Annotated in this window: 11 protein-coding genes; 7 read left to right on the forward strand and 4 right to left on the reverse strand. The window is 63.5% G+C overall.

Translation table 11 applies throughout. The annotated features are described in order from the left end of the window. Nucleotides 1-131 precede the first annotated feature (131 nt). The 4 genes from QMX86_RS08070 to QMX86_RS08085 form a co-directional block, all read right to left on the reverse strand. Complete coding sequence (locus QMX86_RS08070; RefSeq protein ID WP_016774412.1) at nt 132-374, reverse strand: hypothetical protein; 243 nt, start codon at nt 372-374, stop codon at nt 132-134. Continuing rightward, entirely contained in the window at nt 374-904 is a 531-nt protein-coding gene (locus QMX86_RS08075; protein ID WP_243242933.1) for a hypothetical protein, read from the reverse strand. Before QMX86_RS08075 ends, QMX86_RS08070 begins: the two co-directional genes overlap by 1 nt. Nucleotides 905-953: 49 nt before the next feature. After that, nucleotides 954-1,178, reverse strand: coding sequence for a DUF2188 domain-containing protein (locus tag QMX86_RS08080; protein ID WP_016774410.1), 225 nt, complete (start codon nt 1,176-1,178; stop codon nt 954-956). A gap of 83 nt (nt 1,179-1,261) precedes the next feature. After that, on the reverse strand, nt 1,262-2,179 hold the full coding sequence (locus QMX86_RS08085; protein WP_024012668.1) for a LysR substrate-binding domain-containing protein: 918 nt from the start codon (nt 2,177-2,179) through the stop codon (nt 1,262-1,264). A 194-nt stretch (nt 2,180-2,373) separates the two neighbouring features. On the opposite strand from QMX86_RS08085, the gene QMX86_RS08090 reads away from it, so the two are divergent. The 7 genes from QMX86_RS08090 (at nt 2,374) to QMX86_RS08120 (ending at nt 19,563) form a co-directional block, all read left to right on the forward strand. Then, nucleotides 2,374-3,123, forward strand: coding sequence for an SDR family NAD(P)-dependent oxidoreductase (locus QMX86_RS08090; protein WP_282382101.1), 750 nt, complete (start codon nt 2,374-2,376; stop codon nt 3,121-3,123). Between the two features lie 100 nt (nt 3,124-3,223). Then, nucleotides 3,224-4,522, forward strand: coding sequence for an MFS transporter (locus tag QMX86_RS08095; protein ID WP_073474915.1), 1,299 nt, complete (start codon nt 3,224-3,226; stop codon nt 4,520-4,522). Nucleotides 4,523-4,539: 17 nt separating this feature from the next. Continuing rightward, nucleotides 4,540-5,388 carry a transketolase gene (locus QMX86_RS08100; protein WP_136493547.1) on the forward strand — a complete coding sequence of 283 codons (849 nt, stop codon included), beginning with the start codon at nt 4,540-4,542 and terminating at the stop codon, nt 5,386-5,388. Beyond that, entirely contained in the window at nt 5,385-6,413 is a 1,029-nt protein-coding gene (locus tag QMX86_RS08105; RefSeq protein WP_071171997.1) for a transketolase family protein, read from the forward strand. The genes QMX86_RS08100 and QMX86_RS08105 overlap by 4 nt, the downstream gene beginning before the upstream one ends. Before the next feature lie 61 nt (nt 6,414-6,474). Then, complete coding sequence (locus tag QMX86_RS08110; RefSeq protein WP_282382107.1) at nt 6,475-7,434, forward strand: alpha/beta hydrolase; 960 nt, start codon at nt 6,475-6,477, stop codon at nt 7,432-7,434. Nucleotides 7,435-7,841: 407 nt separating this feature from the next. After that, entirely contained in the window at nt 7,842-18,401 is a 10,560-nt protein-coding gene (locus tag QMX86_RS08115) for a BapA/Bap/LapF family large adhesin (protein WP_282382110.1), read from the forward strand. After that, complete coding sequence (locus QMX86_RS08120; RefSeq protein WP_282382113.1) at nt 18,376-19,563, forward strand: VCBS domain-containing protein; 1,188 nt, start codon at nt 18,376-18,378, stop codon at nt 19,561-19,563. Before QMX86_RS08115 ends, QMX86_RS08120 begins: the two co-directional genes overlap by 26 nt.

Consider the following 19,563-nt stretch of genomic DNA (forward strand, 5'->3'; position numbering starts at 1 on the left):
GGCTCGCTCCCACAGGTTTTTGCGTCAGACCCCGGAAATCAACCGATTCACAAGTCCAATGTGGGAGCGAGCCTGCTCGCGAAGGCGCCAGACCAGCCACATCATCTCTGCATGCCAGCCCCGCGACACCCTCACAACTTCGACACGTCCCCGGTCGCCTCGGCAATCGTCGCCAACGTTTCCTCCATGCTGGCGATGTCTTCTTGCAGCTTTTGAAACACCAGATCCAACGACTCGGGGGCGTCCACGGTCTGATGGCCACGCAGCGACTCGACGCTGGCGCTCTCCACGTGCTGGAGAATGTCGACACTCTCTCGCAGTGCCAACAGCTGATCGAAGATCGCGGCAATCTGCGCCTGGCTGCGGGTGCTCATTATTTCCACCCGAGCCTGGCAATGATTTCACGGCGATACGGCGTGTCGATCTGCGCCGGCACCTGTTCGATATAGTCGCGCGCTTGTTCGTGCGCTGCGCCGCTCAACCCGGCCAGATAAGAAACTGCGTCGTCGACATTCGGCACCAGGCCTTCGATGTTCTTGAATCTCCCGGGCAGCGCCGTCCAGATCACCGCATCGAGTTGCCGAGGAATTGCCCATTCAGCAAGCACGCCCATCGCCGAGGGACCGAGGGTGAAGCTGCCGATGCCATCCTCCCTGCCCTCCGGCACGCCTTCTCGAATACGCAGGAGTTCACGGGCCTGATCGAGATCGGTCACGTCGAGGACCGACCACAGCACTTTGCACGGCGGCGCGTTCGCGCTTATGGCTGTAGTCAACTCGCCATTGTCACTGACGCGAACGAAGTCGATCGGTACCTGCGGCCCGTCGGCAAACCACTCGCTGGCCAGCGGCAAGCCGTCCGGCTTCCAGATCAGTGAGCCCCATCCCAGACATGCAATGACCATAAATCAGACCCTTCTGAAGAAACGATGAACACAGAAAAGAACAGCCTGCTCAGCCTTTGGTTTTTCGCGGGTCGGCTGCGCGGGGAAAGGTGCGTTCTTCCTGAATCGTCCCGTCTTCTTTATGGATTTTCAGCGAGGCGGTTTTGTCTTGGAGGTAGTCGCTGGCGATCTGGGTGATCTCGGCTTTGGTTGCAGCCGTTTTCGACGCACGCTGCGCGCCCTCTTTGACCAGTTCCCAGCGCTGCTGGTTTTTGTTGATGTGGTAGTTATCCATTCCTTCACCTCTGATGTGAATGACGTGACCGTTAAAGGATTGACCTTGAGCGGTTCAGAGAGTTTGAAAGAATTGAGCCCGACTCAATAAGCGAACTCATGCCCCAACTCGCTCTCCATCCACGCCAGAAAACGCCTGACCCGTGGAAAGCTCGAATGCGCTTTGGGGAATACCAGATGGTGCGCCGCGACCGCAGCACTCAGAGATTCAGGCGCTACTTCAACCAGCGTGCCCGCCGCCAGATACTTCTGCGCCAGCAATGTGCTTTCCAGCGCGAAACCCAAGCCATGACTCGCCGCTTCCAGCGACATGTAGGAACGATCGAAGCTCAATGCGTAAGGCCGCTCCGGACGCGCCAGACCATGTTGGGCAAACCATTGCGGCCATTTGAGCAGCGTGGCTTCCGACAGAATGAGATCGCACTCCAGCAGATCCGCCGCGCCGCGTACCGGGCGTTGCGCGAGCAGTTTCGGTGAGGTCAGCACCGCGAACGTCTCATTCCTGACCGTGCGCACCTCATAACTGGGCCAGTTCGGCAGACCGTGACGGATATCGACGTCGATCTTGTCGCGACTGAAGTGCAGCGATTCATAGGAGCACGACAGATTGATCTGTATGTCCGGGTGACTGGCGCGAAACGCTTCCAGGCGCGGCATCAGCCAGAGCAGGCCGAAGCTTGGCGATGAGTGCAAGCGCAGGCAATCAAGGCTGACATCGCTGGCCGCACGCTCGGTGGCAACGGCGAGGCTGTGCAGAATCCCGGAGACTTCCTTGAGGTATTGCTCGCCGACCGGCGTCAGCGAGACGCCCCGGGCAGCACGAACAAATAATTGCCGGCCGATCATCCCTTCCAGTTTCGCCAGTTGATGGCTGACTGCCGAGGGTGTCAGGTCCAGCACTTCCGCCGCTCTGGCGACGTTGCCGAAGCGCGCGGTTTGTTCGAAGGCCTGAATTGCTTTCAGCGGTGGCAGGATGATCGATGCCTCAGTGTCAGAGCGCATGGGGACTCCGTGGTGATTTCTTGTGATGTACGGACCGGTTTCATTCAAGCATTTGCGAAACGGCCTGACGAGTGCTGAATTTTTTTCAGCATTGAGTGACTTCCGCGTTATTGCTCACGCTCGCCCCGGAGGACAAGCTGAGTCATCGGTTACTTACACACCGACCCAATAAAAACAATTCGAGGGAATCCTCCATGCTTCTTCAAGGCAAAGTCGCAATCATTACCGGTGCCGCATCTGCCCGTGGCATTGGCCGCGCTACCGCCACAACGTTTGCGCAACACGGCGCTCGCGTGATCATCCTCGATCTGGATGCCTCCGCAGCACGTGACGCCGCCGCAGCACTGGGCGAAGGTCATCTGGGCCTGGCGGCCAACGTGGCCGACGAAGCGCAGGTTCAGCAAGCCGTCGCCGCCATCATCGAGCACTTCGGACGCATCGATATTCTCGTCAACAACGCCGGCATCACCCAGCCACTGAAGACTCTGGATATTCGCCCTTCGGACTACGACAAGGTGCTGGACGTCAGCCTGCGCGGCACTTTGCTCATGTCCCAGGCGGTGATTCCGCTGATGCGTCAACAGTCTTCCGGCAGCATCGTCTGCATGTCGTCGGTGTCGGCCCAGCGCGGCGGCGGCATCTTCGGCGGCCCGCATTACAGCGCGGCCAAGGCTGGTGTGCTGGGGCTGGGCAAGGCCATGGCGCGGGAATTGGGGCCGGACAATATCCGCGTCAACTCCATCGCTCCCGGCCTGATTCACACCGACATCACCGGCGGCCTGATGCAGGATGAACGCCGCCACGCCATCATCGAAGGCATTCCGCTCGGGCGCCTGGGTCAAGCGCAGGACGTCGCCAACGCCGCGCTGTTTCTGGCCAGCGACCTGTCCGCTTATCTGACCGGCATCACCCTCGATGTGAACGGCGGCATGCTGATTCACTGAGTAACTCTGGGCGGGCCTGCGTGGCCCGTGCGGTTCTGGATCGATGACGCAGCCGGGCCTGATGGCCTGGCGGTCAATAAAAACAAGAGATCAGACCATCATGACTACCCTGTCGCTCGAAGCGGTTTCGACCGTGCGTTCTTCTGCCTATCGCAAAACGGCCTGGCGGCTGATGCCGTTCCTGATGCTGTGCTACCTGTGCGCCTATCTGGACCGGGTCAACGTCGGTTTCGCCAAGCTGCAAATGATGAACGATCTGGCCCTCAGCGAAACGGTCTACGGACTGGGCGCCGGGGTGTTTTTCATCGGCTATTTCCTTTGCGAAGTGCCTAGCAACATCATCCTGCACAAGGTCGGCGCGCGAGTGTGGATTGCGCGGATCATGATCACCTGGGGCATCGTCTCGGCGCTGTTCGCCTTCGTCGAAACCGCCTGGCAGTTCTACGCGCTGCGCTTTCTGCTGGGGATTGCCGAAGCCGGTCTGGCGCCGGGCCTGCTGCTCTATCTCACCTACTGGTTTCCGTCCTATCGGCGGGCGCGCATGACCGTGTTGTGGTTTATCGCCATTCCGCTGTCAGGCATGGTCGGTGGCCCGCTGTCCGGTTGGATCATGAACCACTTTGCCGGCGTGCACGGCTGGGCCGGCTGGCAGTGGATGTTCGTTCTCGAGGCGGTGCCCACCGTGGTCGTCGGCCTGCTGGTGCTGAGTTATCTGAAGGACGGCGTGCATCAGGCGACCTGGCTAAATGACGAAGAAAAAGCCTTGATCACTCGCGAGCTGGCCGAAGACGACCAGCAAAAGGTCACCCACGCCTCGATCGGCGAGTTCATCCGCGACCGGCGCTTGTGGCTGCTGGCGGCGATCTACTTCTGTGTGGTCATGGGCCAATATGCGATCACCTTCTGGCTGCCGACACTGGTGCGCAATGCAGGGGTTTCCGACCCGCTGCACATCGGTTTCCTGACCAGCCTGCCCTATCTGTGCGCCATCGCCGCCATGCTCCTGGTCGGCCGCAGTGGCGACAAACATCGCGAGCGCCGCTGGCACCTGATCGTGCCGATGATCGCCGGCGCGATCGGTTTGAGCCTGGCAGCGCTGATGGGCGGCAATCCGACCTTGTCGATCCTCAGCCTGTGTCTGGCCGCTTCCGGCATTCTGTCCGCCACCTCGTTGTTCTGGATGCTGCCCACCACGCTGCTCGGCGGCGTGTCTGCGGCCGCCGGCATCGCGGCGGTCAACAGCTTCGCCAACCTCGCCGGGTTCTGCTCGCCTTATCTGATCGGCTGGATCACCACCCTGACCGGTTCCAGTGCCATCGGCATGTACCTGATCACCGGCGTGCTGTTCCTCGGCGCGAGCCTGGTTCTGCGTATTCCTGCCGCTTTGGTCAATCGTTGAGTCAACGGAGTTTTATCATGACGACTAATCTTGCACACGCTGCATCGCTGAGCCTGACCCAGCGCGCGCACAACATTCGCCGCCATGCACTGCGCATGGGCCAGGTTCAGGGCCAGGGCTATGTGGGCCAGGCGCTCGGCGCGGCTGACCTGCTGGCGGTGTCTTACTTTCATGCGATGAATCATCGCCCAGCAGATCCCGAATGGGAGCAGCGCGATCGCTTCTATCTCTCCATCGGCCACTACGCCATCGCGCTGTACGCAGCGCTGATCGAAGCCGAGATCATTCCGCTCGACGAGCTGGAAACCTACGGTTCGGATGACAGCCGCCTGCCGATGTCGGGCATGGCCGCCTATACCCCGGGGATGGAAATCACCGGCGGCTCGCTGGGTCAGGGCCTGGGTATCGCGGTCGGTGCCTGCCTGGGCCTCAAACGCAAAGGCTCTTCATCTTTCGTCTACAACCTGCTGTCCGATGGCGAACTCAATGAAGGCTCGACCTGGGAAGCGGTGATGTCGGCTTCGCACTGGCAGCTCGACAATCTGATCGCCATCGTCGACGTCAACAACCAGCAGGCCGACGGCCATTCCAGCGAGATTCTCTCGTTCGAACCCATCGTCGATCGCTGGCAAGCCTTTGGCTGGTTCACCCAGCGCGTCGACGGCAATGACCTCGACGCCCTGGTCGCTGCATTCGATGCCGCGCGCAATCACCCCGGCGGGCAACCGCGCGTGATCATCTGCGACACGAAAATGGGCAAAGGCGTGCCGTTTCTGGAGAACCGGGAAAAGACCCACTTCATTCGCGTCGAAGAGCACGAATGGGACCTGGCACTGAGCAACCTTGAAGAAGGAAAAGACCAATGAGCAACGCCGCCAACACTGCGCCTTCGACTGCTACTGGCGCGCCGGTGAAAAAGCGCCTGACCACCTCGGCGATGATTGCCTCGATTGCCTCCGAGGGCCAGGCGACCCGCTCGGCACCGTTCGGCCATGCGCTCGCAGCGCTGGCAGACCAGCGTGCGGACATCGTCGGTCTCTCTGCGGACCTGTCCAAGTACACCGACCTGCACATTTTCGCCAAGGCGCACCCGGAGCGTTTCTATCAGATGGGCATGGCCGAACAGTTGCTGATGAGCGCGGCCGCGGGCATGGCGCGTGAAGGTTTCGTGCCCTTCGCCACCACCTACGCGGTGTTCGCCTCGCGGCGTGCTTACGACTTCATCTGCATGGCCATCGCCGAGGAAAACCTCAACGTCAAAATCGTCTGCGGGCTGCCCGGCCTCACCACGGGTTACGGGCCGAGCCACCAGGCCACCGATGACCTGGCTATTTTCCGCGCCATGCCCAATCTGATGATTGTCGACCCTTGCGATGCGCTGGAAATCGAACAGGCCGTGCCGGCCATCGCCGCTCACCAAGGCCCGGTCTATATGCGTTTGCTGCGCGGCAATGTGCCGTTGGTGCTGGACGAGTACGGTTATAAATTCGAGATCGGCAAGGCCAAGACCCTGCGCACGGGCAACGACGTGCTGATCATCTCCACCGGGCTGATGACCATGCGCTCACTGGAAGCGGCCAAGCAATTGCAGGCCGACGGCATTGATGTGGCCGTGCTGCACGTGCCGACCATCAAGCCGCTGGATGAACAAACCATTCTCGCCGAAGCGCGCAAATCCGGGCGTCTGGTGGTCACCGCCGAGAACAGCTCGATCATCGGCGGTTTGGGTGAGGCGGTTGCCGGGTTGTTGTTGCGCAATGGCGTGACGCCCACCTTCAGACAGATCGCGTTGCCCGACGCGTTCCTTGACGCCGGCGCCCTGCCGACGCTGCATGATCGCTACGGCATTTCGACGCCGGCCGTTTGCGCGCAGATCAAAGCCTGGCTGTAACTCCACCGTGAGCGGCGCCTCCATCCGAGGCGCTCGTTCATTCGCAACCAGGAGGCAGAACGTGAAAGCACATGAACTGCTGGATCCCGACTTCAAAAGCCTTTTAACCCCCGGCGCAGAAGCCTGGACGTTGGAAACGCTGCCCGCGATCAGGGAGCGTGTCCATGCGACATTCAAATCCCTAGAACAAGCGCGCGGTGAAAGCCTATGGATAAAGTCCCACGACGGTGAGGATTTGCGCCTGTGTCTTTACCGGCCCGCCGCCGCAGCAGCGGACGGTAATTTTGCGGTGATCCTGTACATCCATGGTGGAGGTTTCGTCCTCGGTTGCCCCGAAATGGCCGATGACTATCTGGCTGACCTCGCCGAAGCACTTAAGGCGATCATCGTCGCCGTCGATTATCGTCTCGCGCCAGAGCACCCCTTTCCTATTCCCCTGGAAGATTGCTACACGGCCCTTGGCTGGGTTTTCGCCCACCAGCAAACGCTCAATATTGACGCCGACAAAGTAATCGTCATGGGCCACAGTGCCGGCGCCGGGCTGGCAGCAGCGCTGGCAATTGTGGCGCGGGATCGCGGCGAATATCCCATCGCCAGTCAGGTGCTGGTTTATCCGATGCTCGATTACCGTTCGGGCAGCGCGGCCTCGCCTCAGCAGAACAGCACGACCGGAGTGATTGGCTGGCCAGCGCAAGCCAACCAGTTCTGTTGGGAGTGCCTGCGCGCTGACCAAGCGCTGGATGATCTGCCAATTGGCTGGTTTTCGCCGGCCCTGCAAGACGATCTGCGTGACTTGCCACCGACGTTTCTGGCCGTCGGGGCGCTGGATCTGTTTCTGGAAGAGGACATTGCATTTGCCCTGCGCCTGTCCCGCGCCGGGGTTGCCGTCGAACTGCATGTCTACCCTGGGGCGCCACATATGTTTGATCAGTGCCCCGGCAGCGTTAGCGATCAGTCTGCGCTGGATATCGTCCGATCACTTCGGCGATTGATAGCTAGCGCATTAACTGCTGATGGATAAAAAGAACAGCTGAAACGGTACAACGGGATTTCTTATACAAAGCCTTCCTCCCCTTCTACGCTTTTTGATTAATACCTTCGCAGACAGGCAACTGCGGAGGGCGGCCTGCGCTTTGAGAATTTCAATATCGCTTAGCCATCACCCTCGGCGATTCCGCCCGGCCCTTTTCCAGCGCCCCTTTGGATAATGTCGAAAACGACACATTTTGTTGCACCCAAAAACCGCTTGGATCCAACGTCCCGACAAACGGTAACGACCTGAATAGAGCAGATTTTCAAGTAGATAAACGTGGGCAAATGGCCCATCCAGACGCTCGTCAAAAATCAGGCAGCCCCATCTGACACTCCCTATCTATGGTTTTAAAACCACCCGTGGACGTCCGCCCCACCCATTTACAGGGAGTAGTAATGGACAACATCGTCATTGCCGACAAAGCCAATTCTCAGCTCACTGCCCAGAACTGGGGCAATGTTCAGCTCAATCAACCTTCAGTTGTACAAATGCCGGTCCGTCCCGACCAACTGGCGTCGACCAGTCGCAGCGGTCAGGATTTGATCGTCAATCTGAAGTCTGGCGAGCAAATCAAAATCTCCAATTTCTTTGTCACCAGCCCTGACGGCGTGCCCAATGACATTGTCTTTCAGGGTGACGACGCGACGCTGTGGCAGGCGCGCTACAGCGCCGATCCGTTCAACGGCTTTACCTTTGACGAAATCAATTCGCTGGATGAGCTGATCGCTGGCGTCGGTGTGGTGGATGGCGCGACGCCGGCCTGGGCGATTGCCGGGCTCGGCCTGTTGGGCGCGGGTGGTGCGGCGGCCGCTGCGGGCGGAAGTGGCGGCGGCGGCGGAGGTGGTGGCGGTGGAGACGCGACGCCTCCTGCGCCCGCGACCGGATTAAGCTTGTCGGCCGATGGCCGGGTGCTGAGTGGTTTTGGCGAAGCTGGCAGTGTCGTTCAGGTACGCGATGCAGCCGGCAACCTTTTGGGTTCCGGAACCGTTGGCGCCGATGGCAGTTTCCAGGTCGACCTGGGTACGCCACAGAACAATGGCCAGCCGCTCGACGTCACGCTCACCGACCCCGCGGGCAACGTTTCGACGCCGGGTACGGTCACTGCGCCGGATACCACCGCGCCCACCGCACCAGGCAATCTCAGCGTGAGCCCTGATGGGACGCAACTCGGCGGCACCGGTGAAGTCGGCTCGACCATCCAGGTGCGCGCCGCCGATGGCAGCCTGCTCGGCAGCGCCGTGGTTGCGGCCGACGGCACCTTCAGCGTCGTCCTCAGCCCCGCGCAAACCGGCGGTCAGCCGCTGACAGTGAATGCCACCGATGCCGCAGGCAATATCTCGACCGGCGCAACGGTCAGCGCGCCGGAGATCGTCGAACCGACGACGCCAGGCAATCTTGGTTTGAGCAGCGACGGCAGCCAACTGACCGGCACCGCCCGGGCCGGCACCACGATTGAAGTCCGTGCCGCCAACGGCGAATTGCTCGGGCGCGCGGCGGTGGCCGCTGACGGTACTTTCCTGCTGACGCTGGTTCGCGCGCAGGCCAACGGTGAAACCTTCAGTGTCGTGGCAGTCAACAGCGCCGGCGCGCAATCGCCGGCCATCACCTTCAATGCACCAGACATCACCGGCCCCGGCACTGCGACGGATCTGGCGGTGAGCAGCGATGGCCTCTCGGTCACCGGCCGTGGCGAACCCGGCAGCACAGTCAGCGTCACCAATGCCCAAGGTACGTTGCTCGGCACAGCGCAGGTGGCAGCCGATGGCTCGTTTACCGTGCAACTTAACGCCGCGCAAATCGATGGTGAGGCGCTGAGCGTGCTGGTCACCGACGCCGCCGGCAACCCTTCGCCAGCAGCGACCGTTATCGCCATTGATCTGGATGGCCTGACTCAACCGAGCGACATCGCGGTAAGCGTCGATGGCACGCAGTTGAGCGGACGCGGCCAGCCCGGTTCGACCGTAACGGTGCGCGACGCCAACGGCAATGTGCTCGGTTCGGCCGTGGTGGCGGCGGACGGTACGTTCAGCCTGCAACTGAGCAGTCCGCAGAACAATGGCGAAACACTGCAGATCAGTGCCAGCGACGCGGCTGGCAACACTTCCGCACCACTGAACTACGTGACGCCTGACACCCAAGGGCCGACGGCCGTCTCCGATCTTGCGCTCGACGCTCAGGGGCAGACGCTCACCGGTAAGGGTGAGTTGGGTGCGTCGGTCACTGTGCGCGATCCGGCCGGCAACATCATCGGCACGGGCACGGTGGATGCCGATGGCAATTTTACCGTTCCACTTTCCACACCACAGACCGATGCGCAACAACTGCAAGTGATCCAGACCGACGCAGATGGCAATCCATCGGCGCCGGTCAACGTGATCGCACCCGATCTGACCACACCGGTAGCCGTGACCGATGTGAGCATTTCCGCCAATGGCGCCGTAGTCTCCGGCGCGGGTCAGATTGGCGCCACCGTTACTGTCACTGACACCAATGGGACCGTGCTGGGAACAGCTGTCGTCGGCAGCAACGGCCGGTTCGAAGTCACCCTGTCCTCGCCCCAAACCAATGGCCAGAACCTCAGCGTGGTGCAGACCGATGGCTCGCCCACTGGCTCCCCGGCAGTTCCAGTTGAAGCGCCGGATATCCAGGCTCCCACTGCCCCTTCGGATCTGACGCTGAACGCAGGCGGCACTGAACTGAGCGGCACCGGCGAACCCGGTGCCACGGTGTCGGTCAAGGATTCGGCGGGCAATGTGTTGGGCACCGCGATCGTCGACGGCACCGGCGCCTTTACAGTGCCGCTGAACAGCCCGCAGATCGAAGGCCAGCAACTGCAAGTCAGCCAATCGGATGGCGTGAACGTTTCCCCCAGCACACCATTGACGGCGACGGACACCACCGCGCCGCTGGCGCCGGACAATGTCGTGCTCGCCAGTAACGGCGTGACCTTGACCGGCACCGGGCAAGCGGGCAGCACCGTAACCGTCAGCGCGCCCGACGGCACGGTGCTCGGCACTACGGTGGTCGCCAGCGACGGCAATTTCAGCGTCAACCTGAGCCCGGCTCAGCTCGACGGTCAGGTGCTGAACGTGATCCAGACCGACGCGAGCGCCCTGCCCTCGCCGGCCACGCCGGTCACCGCACCGGACATCACCGCCCCGCCGGCACCGACCGGGCTGGTCGTCGATCCTTCAGGTGCCACGGTCACCGGCACCACGCAGCCCAATAACACGGTGCAGGTGCTGGATGCCGACGGTAACGTCCTTGGCACCGCGACCGCTGACGGCACGGGCGCCTTCACGGTCAACCTCGATAATGCGCAGACCAATGGCGAAGCCTTGCAAGTCGTGGTGTCGGACGGCGCCAACAGTTCGCTGCCAGGCACCGTTGCCGCGCCGGACAGCACCCCGCCGGCAGCGGTCAGCGATCTCGCGCTCAACCCGGCCGGCACGCAAGTGTCGGGACTTGCCGAACCGGGCACGACGGTCACCGTCAGCATCGCTGGCGGCGGTCTCGTGCTGGGTACCGCAACGGCGGGTGAGGACGGCCGCTTCGTCGTGACCCTCAGTCCACCGGCCGAGCCTGGCGGCAATCTGGAAGTCATCAGCACGGATGGCGGCGGTAATGATTCGCCCGTCGTGCCGCTGGCAGGACTGGACGGTAGCCAGGTCGCGACCCCGACCGATCTGGCCTTGAGTGCCGATGGTTTCACCCTGACCGGCGCCGGTACGCCCGGTTGCACCGTGACGGTGACCAGCAGCAGCGGCACGGTGCTCGGCTCCGGGCTGATCAACAGCTTCGGCCGCTTCACCCTGTTGCTCAGTAGCAAACAGATCAACGCGCAAGTTCTCCAGGTGACCGCCACCAGTCCCGACGGGGACGTCTCGATTCCGGGCACGGTGACGGCGATCGATGGCACCGCGCCGGATGCTGTGAGCAATCTAGCGCTGAATGCCAACGGCACGACACTCACTGGACGCGGAGAGGTCGGGGCGACGGTCACTGTCACCGACGCCACAGGTACCGTGCTCGGTACTGCACTGGTCGCCAGCAACGGCACGTTCAGCCTGACGCTGACGCCGGCACAACTTAATGGCCAGGCGCTTACCGCGATCCAGAGCGACGCCGCCGGCAACCTGTCGCAACCCGCCGGCATCATTGCCAGCGATCTGCAACCGCCAGCCGCAGCGACTGGCGTTACGATCAACGACGTCGGCACCGTGGTCAAAGGCCAAGGCGAAGCCGGCAGCACCGTGACCGTGCGCGATGCCGCCGGCAATGTTCTGGCCACCGGCGTAGTCGATCAGAGCGGCAACTTCCAGGTCACCTTGCCCAATGCCCAGAACACCGGCGAAACCCTGCAGGTCGCCCTGACCGACGCCAACGGCAACACCTCGATTTCCACTGGCGTGGTCACCGTCGACGGCACCCCGCCGGCCGCCGTGCAGAATCCGCTGATCAGCGCCGATGGCAGCACCCTCAGCGGCACGGGTGAGGCTGGCGCAACCGTCAATGTCACCACCGCCAACGGCACCCTGCTGGGTAGCGCCGTAGTTGGCGCGGACGGCTCGTTCAGCGTGACCCTGGCGCCAACGCCGACCAATGGTGAGGCGCTCGCAATCAGCCAGACCGACCCTGCCGGCAACGTCTCGCCATCGACCAGTGTCAACGCACCCGACATCAGCCCCCCAGCTGCACTGACCCAAGTCGCGGTAAATGCTGACGGTGTCACCGTCACCGGCCACGGCGAGCCGGGCGCCACGGTGTCTGTGCGCAGCGCCGATGGCACCCTGCTCGGCACCGCACAGGTCGGCAGCGGCGGCGCGTTCACTGTCACGCTGAACGCAGCACAACTGAATGCCGAAGTGCTGACCGTCACTCAGGAAGATCCGCCGGGCAACGTATCGACAGCGGTTGAAGTCATCGCCGTGGATTTGACTGCGCCGGCGATTCCGAGCGCATTGACGCTCAATGCTGCCGGCGTGCAACTGGCCGGTAACGCCGAGGCCGGCAGTACCGTGACCGTACGCGACAGCCAGGGCAATCTTCTCGGTACCACCACGGCGGCCGCAAACGGCACCTTCCAACTCACTCTCAACAGCCCGCAGACCAACGGCCAGTCGCTGAACGTGACGGCCACCGATGCGGCAGGCAATCCGTCAGCCCCGGCAATCGTCAATGCGGTCGATAGCACGGCGCCGTTGTTGGCGAGCGATCTGGCGGTGAGCGCCAATGGTGCCACCCTGACCGGCATTGGTGAGGTCGGCGCGAGCGTGGAAGTTCGCGATGCCGGCGGTGTTTTGCTGGGTACCGCGACCGTGGCCAGCAACGGCAATTTCAGCGTCACGTTGTCCCCGGCTGCCGTGGCTGGATCGAATCTTTCCGTGGTGCAGATCGATGCTGCCGGCAACACCGGACCGGCGGCGCCGGTGACTGCACCGGGCAATCTGGCGGAAAGTGCACCGACCAACCTGGCCCTCAGCGTCGACGGTCTGACCTTGACCGGCTCGGCCACCGCCGGCAGCACCGTGAGCATTCGCAATGCCTCGGGCGTGTTGCTCGGCAGCGCGCTGGTGGCGGCCAATGGCACTTTCAGCGTCACCCTCAACGCCGCGCAACTCAACGGCGAACAGCTGTCTGCCGTGGCAACCTCGAGCACCGGTATCAATTCGTCACCGACCGACTACACCGCTGCCGATATCGCCGCGCCAACGCCGCTCAGCGAACTGAGTCTGGCACCGAACGGCACGGCCCTGACCGGGCGCGGTGAAGCCGGCGCCACCGTGACCGTGCTCGGCACCGGCGGAACGGTTCTCGGCAGCGCGGTGGTGGCGGCCAACGGCACCTTCAGCGTCACCCTCAGCCCGGCACAGACCTCTGGCCAGACTTTGAGCCTGAGCCAGGCCGACACCGCCGGCAACGAATCCAACAGCGTCAACCTGATCGCCCCGGACCTGCTCGCGCCCAATGCGCCGGCGGCGCTGGTGGCAAGTGCTGACGGCACCCTGCTATCGGGTACCGGTGAGGCCGGCACCACGGTCAACGTGTACAACGCCGCCGGAGCGCTGGTCGGCACCGGCACCGTGAGCATCGACGGCACGTTTGCGATTACCCTGACCACGCCGCAAGCCAATGGCCAGGCGCTGACCGTGTCGCTGACGGATGCGGCGGGCAACACTTCGGCAGCCACGCCGTTCACTTCGGTCGACAGCACACCGCCAGCGGCCGTTTCGCAACTGAGCATCGGCGGCGACGGCGCAAGCCTGACCGGGCGCGGCGAACCCGGCGCGCAGGTGCGCGTCATCGACAGCGACGGCGACGTGCTTGGCACCGCCGTGGTCAGCGCGACCGGTACCTTCACCCTGCCACTGAACCCGGCGTTGACCAACGCCGAAGTGATCACCGTGGTCCAGGCCGACGCAGCGGGCAACGACTCGCCGGCAGTGAACCTGACCACACCGGACTTCACCCCGCCTGATCCACTGGACAACGTCGACATCAACTCGTCCGGCGCGCTGGTCATCGGTACTGGCGAACCCGGCGCGACCGTGACCGTGCGCGATGCCAATGGCACCTTGCTCGGCACCAGCGTGGTACTCGGCGACGGCACCTTCAGCGTCACCCTCAATCCGCCGCAGATCAACGAACAGATCCTCAGCGTGCAGCAGGCTGATCCACCCGGCAACGTCAGCGCCCCGGTGACGGTCACCGCCCCGGATCTGACCCCGCCAGCGACGCCGGCCGATCTGCAACTGAATGCCGATGGCGGTCTTCTCACCGGTACCGGCGAAGTCGGCGCCACTGTCCGTGTGACGTCGGCCGATGGCACCGAACTGGGCACCGGCACCGTGGGTAGCGATGGTCGTTTCCAGATCACCGTGACCCCGGTGCAGACCAATGGCCAAGCGCTGTTCGTGGTGTTGGCGGATGCAGCCGGCAATGCCTCGCCTGCCGGCACCCTGACGGCGCCTGACAGCACGCCTCCTGCCGCACTGACCGATGTCGAGATCGACGCCAGCGGCAGCCTCATCACCGGCTCCGGTGCGGCTGGCTCGCAGGTAGTCGTCACCAACGCGGTGGGCACCATCGTCGGCACCGGCACCGTCGCGGCCGATGGCAGTTTCAGCGTCACCCTCGACCAGCCGCTGCTCAATGGTGAAGCCTTGTCGGTGATCCAGCGTGATGCGGCGGGCAACCCTTCGCCGATCGTGCCCGTCACTGCGCCGGACATCACCCTGCCCGCTGCGCCCACCGACCTCGTTCTGACGCCTGATGGCCTGACACTGACCGGTACCGGTGAAGCCGGCGCCACGGTGCGCGTGCTCAGTGCGACAGGCACGGTACTGGGCTCGGCAACCGTGACCGGCAATGGCTCGTTCAGCGTGACCCTCAACCCGCCCCAAGTGAACGGTGAGTTGTTGAGCGTCAATCAGACCGATCTGGCATCCAACACATCGCCGACAGCGCCCGTGCAATCGGGCGATATCACCGATCCACTGGAGGTGGCCGACCTCAACGTCAGCCAGGACGGCTTGACCGTCACCGGTACCGGCGAGCCCGGCGCAACCGTCACCGTGCTTGACGGCGCGGTGGTGCTCGGCACGGCGACGGTGGCCGCAGATGGCAGCTTCAGCGTCACCCTTTCTTCGGCGCAACTCGACGGCCGCACGCTGTCGGTGATTCAGGCCGATGCGCAGAACAACCAGTCCGACCCCGTTCTGGTCGACGCGCCGGACAGCACTGCACCGCTCGCACCAACGGTGACATCGCTGACCGGCGCCGGCACCTTGCTCGCCGGGACCGCCGAGGCCGGCAGCACCGTGACTGTGCTGTCCGCCACCGGCACCGTGCTCGGCACGGCGGTGACATTGGGCGACGGCACCTACACCGTTACGCTGAATCCGGCTCAGGCCAATGGTCAGTTGTTGTCGGTGATCGCGACGGACGAGGCTCAAAACGCATCGCCAGTGCTGCTCTACCCGGCGGCAGATACCACGGCTCCGGATGCCGTCACCGGTCTGACCATCAGCGGCGATCTGAGCCAGCTCGCCGGTCGTGGCGAAGCCGGTGCCAGTGTCGAAGTAACCGATGCGCTAGGCAATATCGTCGGCACCGGCACAGTGGCCGCCAACGGCACGTTCCTGATCGATCTGGACCCCGGCATCACCGCCGGCCAGGTGCTGACAGTGAATCAAACAGACCTCGCGACTAACGTGTCCGCAGACGCCGACCTGACTGTTCCGGCAGTGCCAGCCCCGGCTGCGCCGGACAATCTTGTGCTGACAGCCGACGGCGTGACGCTGACCGGCACGGCGGCGATCGGCACCACCATCAATGTCTACGCGCCGGACAACAGCCTGATCGGCACCGGCGTCACCGGCGCGGATGGCACGTTCAGCGTGGTGCTGACGCCTGCGCAAACCAACGGCCAAAGCCTCGAAGTCACCGCCAACACTGCGTTGGGTGGCGCCTCGCTGCCGACTGAAATCACCGCAGGCGACACCTCGGCGCCGGCGCCACTTAGCGATCTGGCGGTCAATGCCAGCGGCACACTGGTCACCGGTCGCGGCGAAGTCGGCGCGTCGGTGACCATCACCGGCGCGGGCGGCGTGGTGCTGGGCAATGCGACGGTCGGCGCCAATGGCACTTTCAGCGCGCAGCTCAATACCCCGCAGGTCAACGGTCAGGTGCTCAATGCGACACAGACCGATGCGTCCAATAACACCTCATCCGGGCTTAACGTAACGGCGCCCGACATCACTCCCCCGGCCGCTCCGACGGCGCTGGTCCTTAGCGGTGCCGGTCTGGTCCTCGGCGGGCTCGGTGAAGCTGGCGCCACCGTCACTGTTCGCGGTGCGGGTGGCGCGGTGCTGGGCACGGCGACGGTGGCGGGCAATGGCTCGTTCTCGGTGACCTTGTCATCGGCGCAACTCAACGGCCAGCAACTGAGCGTCACGCAGAGCGATGCGGCGGGCAACGTTTCGCCGGTTACCAACCTCAGCGTCGCCGATACCACAGCGCCGGCGCCGCTGAGCAATGTCAGCCTGAACGGCACCGGGCTGGCGGTCAGCGGCACGGGTGAAGCCGGCGCGACCGTCAGCGTGACCAACGCAGCCGGTACCGTCCTCGGCACCGCTGTGGTCAATGCTGGCGGCACCTTCACCGTGCAACTGTCCAGCGCGCAACTGAATGGCCAACAGCTCAACGTCCAACAGGCCGACCCGACGGGCAATCTGTCGCAGGTCTTCAATCTGACGGCCCCTGACGTGCAGGCGCCGATTGCAGCCAGCGGTCTGACGCTCGCTGCCAACGGTCTGACTTTGAGCGGTACGGGCGAAGCCGGTGCGACGGTCAACGTCTACGGCCCGGGCGGTGCGCTGATCGGCACCACCACCGTGGGCAGTGGCGGTACGTTCAGCTTCAACCTGAACACCGCACAACTCGACGGGCAGCTGTTGACCGTGCGTCTGGTCGACCCGGCCGGCAACCTGTCGCCCAATGCCAGCCTGACGGCGCCGGACATTACCGCCCCTGGCGCGCCGACTGGCGTCAGCGTCAATGGCAGCGGCACCTTGCTCACTGGCGTCGGTGTGCCCGGTTCGACCATCAGCGTGCGAGGCGTCGGCGGCGTGGTGCTCGGCACCGCCACCGTCGCCGCTAACGGCAGTTTCTCCGTGGCACTGGCCTCGGCGCAGATCAACAGCCAGGTGCTCAGCGTCACCCAGGCCGATCCGAGCGGCAACGTATCGGCTGCGGCGAACGCGACGGCGCCAGACCTGACACCGCCCGCTGCCGCCACGGCGCTGCTGGTCGGCGCCGACGGCCTGACCGTCACCGGTACCGGCGAAGCCGGCGCAACCGTGACCATCAAGTCGGCCAGCGGCACCGTCCTGGGCACCGCTACGGTCAACAACCTCGGCGTGTTTACCGTCACCCTGAGCAGTGCGCAGATCAACGGTGAAAACCTCACCGTCAACCTCAGCGACGCACGCGGCAACGTTTCGGTGGCCGCCAACGTCATTGCGCCGGACGTCGACGTCAACGCGCCAGTGATCGCCAGCGATAACCTCGCCGTCGGCACCGTCACGCTGGCACCGGTCACCGCCTCGCAGACCTTCAACGACTCGTTCACCACGCTGCTTGCCGGATTCTCGAAAACCTTCACCTTCACCGTCGCCGGCGGCACGCGTCTTGATCCGACCCTGACGCTGACCACCAGCAGTCTGATTTCGCTGATCGATGGCGTGGTCTACACCCTGCAAGTCAAAGATGCCAGCGGCAACTGGGTGACTCTGGATGTCAATGGCAGCGGCGGCCTGCTTGACCTGATCGCGCTCGCCGGCCAGGGCGTACGGGTCGACATCGGTAACCTGCTGTCAGGCGATTATCGACTGACGGTTTCGAGCACCGGCATCGGCGTGCTGACCACGGTCAATACCCAGCTGCAACTGGACGTCAGCAGCCTGACCCAGTTCAACGGCATTGCCGGGCCAGCGGTGACTGGCAACGTCATCACCAACGTCGGCGTCGATGGCACGGCCGATCAGACCGGCCCGGACAACGGCGCGCAATTGCAGATCTTCAAGAACGGCGCCTGGGTCAGCGCCGGGGCCGGCACCACGGTGCAAGGGTTGTACGGCACGCTGACCATCGACGCCAACGGCAACTACAGCTACAAACCGAACGGCAGTGTTGGCAGCGTCGGCAAAGTCGACGTGTTCAACTACCAGCTGGTGCACCCGAACGGCTTGAGCGACACCGCCAATCTGTATGTGCGCATCGACAGCCCGCAAGCCAGCGAAGTGTGGAATGACGCCAACCTTGGCAGCCCGGCGCTGGTGGTGGATGCCACAGCGGACATCGCCTCGACTGACGTCACCCTGATCAACCGCGAAGTCACCACCAACTCTGCCCTTTGGCACTTTCAATGTGCTGCTGGGCGGCGGCAGTGGTAACTACAACACGGTGGTCGCGGCCGATACCGTCAGTGACCTGACCGTGGTGGTCAATTCGAGCAACCTGTTGGCGCTGCTCGGTTCGATGACGGTGGGCCTGTACAAGCTCAACACCGCCACCAACCAGTACGTGCTGGTCAAGAGTTACGGCGGCAACGCGCTGGTCAATCTCGGCGGCGGCAACTACGGGATCAAATTCGACGACCAGACTGCCGGCAGTTATCAGGTACGGGTGGCAGTGGGCGGCCTCGGCCTGCTGACCAGCGTCAACACCAGCCTGATCAACGTCGCGACCTACAACAATCAGTTCGTGGTCGGCGGCTACACGCCGGTATCGGGCAATCTGCTCACCGACACCGCTGGCGGCGGCGCCGATGTGTTGGGCTCGGTCTACACCTTGCTCAGCGTGCTGGTCGCTGGGAGTTACGTCGCGCCGGGGTACAACGGCGTCTCGCTGGTCGGCAATTACGGCACCCTGGTGGTCCAGGCCAACGGCAACTACACCTACACGCTCAAGGCCGGGCTGACCGATGCGGTGATCGGCCAGGAAGACACCTTCACTTATCAACTCACCCACCCCAACGGCACCGTGGATACCGCGACGCTGACCATCGACCTGAACAATGCCGGCGCATTCGCCAGCACCGCGTTCTCGGCACTGGCCAGCGATGACCTCGGTCTCGCCCATGCCACTGGCAGTGACTTGATCCAGGGCACCGAGGGCAACGACACCCTCGACGGCTCGCACGGTGGCGCCGTGACCCTGCAAGGTGGCGGTGGCGACGACACGCTGATCATCGCCGATCAGCAATTCACCTCGGTGGACGGCGGCAGCGACACCGACACCCTGCTCTGGGCCGGTGGTGATGTGTCGATCAACCTCGGCGATCTGCAGAGCAAGATCCACAACGTCGAGATCCTCGATCTCAACCATTCCAGTGCGGTCGCTCTGACACTGAATCTCAGCGATCTGCTGGCGATTACCTCTTCGGACAACAACAACCTGCTGATCAAGGGTGACGACAGGGACAGCGTGCACATGACCGATGGCTGGGTCGCCGATGGCACGCAACAGGCCGACGGCATCGACTATGTTCAATACACGGCGCAGGAGGATCCGAGCCACCACTTGTGGGTACAGAACGGCATTCAAGTGGTTTGA

The organism is Pseudomonas sp. PS01270 (assembly GCF_029959775.1).
Taxonomy (GTDB): Bacteria; Pseudomonadota; Gammaproteobacteria; order Pseudomonadales; family Pseudomonadaceae; genus Aquipseudomonas; species Aquipseudomonas atacamensis.

Bases quoted from the DNA above. Each gene is read 5' to 3' on its own strand.
- QMX86_RS08070 (WP_016774412.1), bottom strand. From the start codon at position 374: ATGAGCACCCGCAGCCAGGCGCAGATTGCCGCGATCTTCGATCAGCTG.
- QMX86_RS08075 (WP_243242933.1), bottom strand. From the start codon at position 904: ATGGTCATTGCATGTCTGGGATGGGGCTCACTGATCTGGAAGCCGGAC.
- QMX86_RS08080 (WP_016774410.1), bottom strand. From the start codon at position 1,178: ATGGATAACTACCACATCAACAAAAACCAGCAGCGCTGGGAACTGGTC.
- QMX86_RS08085 (WP_024012668.1), bottom strand. From the start codon at position 2,179: ATGCGCTCTGACACTGAGGCATCGATCATCCTGCCACCGCTGAAAGCA.
- QMX86_RS08090 (WP_282382101.1), top strand. From the start codon at position 2,374: ATGCTTCTTCAAGGCAAAGTCGCAATCATTACCGGTGCCGCATCTGCC.
- QMX86_RS08095 (WP_073474915.1), top strand. From the start codon at position 3,224: ATGACTACCCTGTCGCTCGAAGCGGTTTCGACCGTGCGTTCTTCTGCC.
- QMX86_RS08100 (WP_136493547.1), top strand. From the start codon at position 4,540: ATGACGACTAATCTTGCACACGCTGCATCGCTGAGCCTGACCCAGCGC.
- QMX86_RS08105 (WP_071171997.1), top strand. From the start codon at position 5,385: ATGAGCAACGCCGCCAACACTGCGCCTTCGACTGCTACTGGCGCGCCG.
- QMX86_RS08115 (WP_282382110.1), top strand. From the start codon at position 7,842: ATGGACAACATCGTCATTGCCGACAAAGCCAATTCTCAGCTCACTGCC.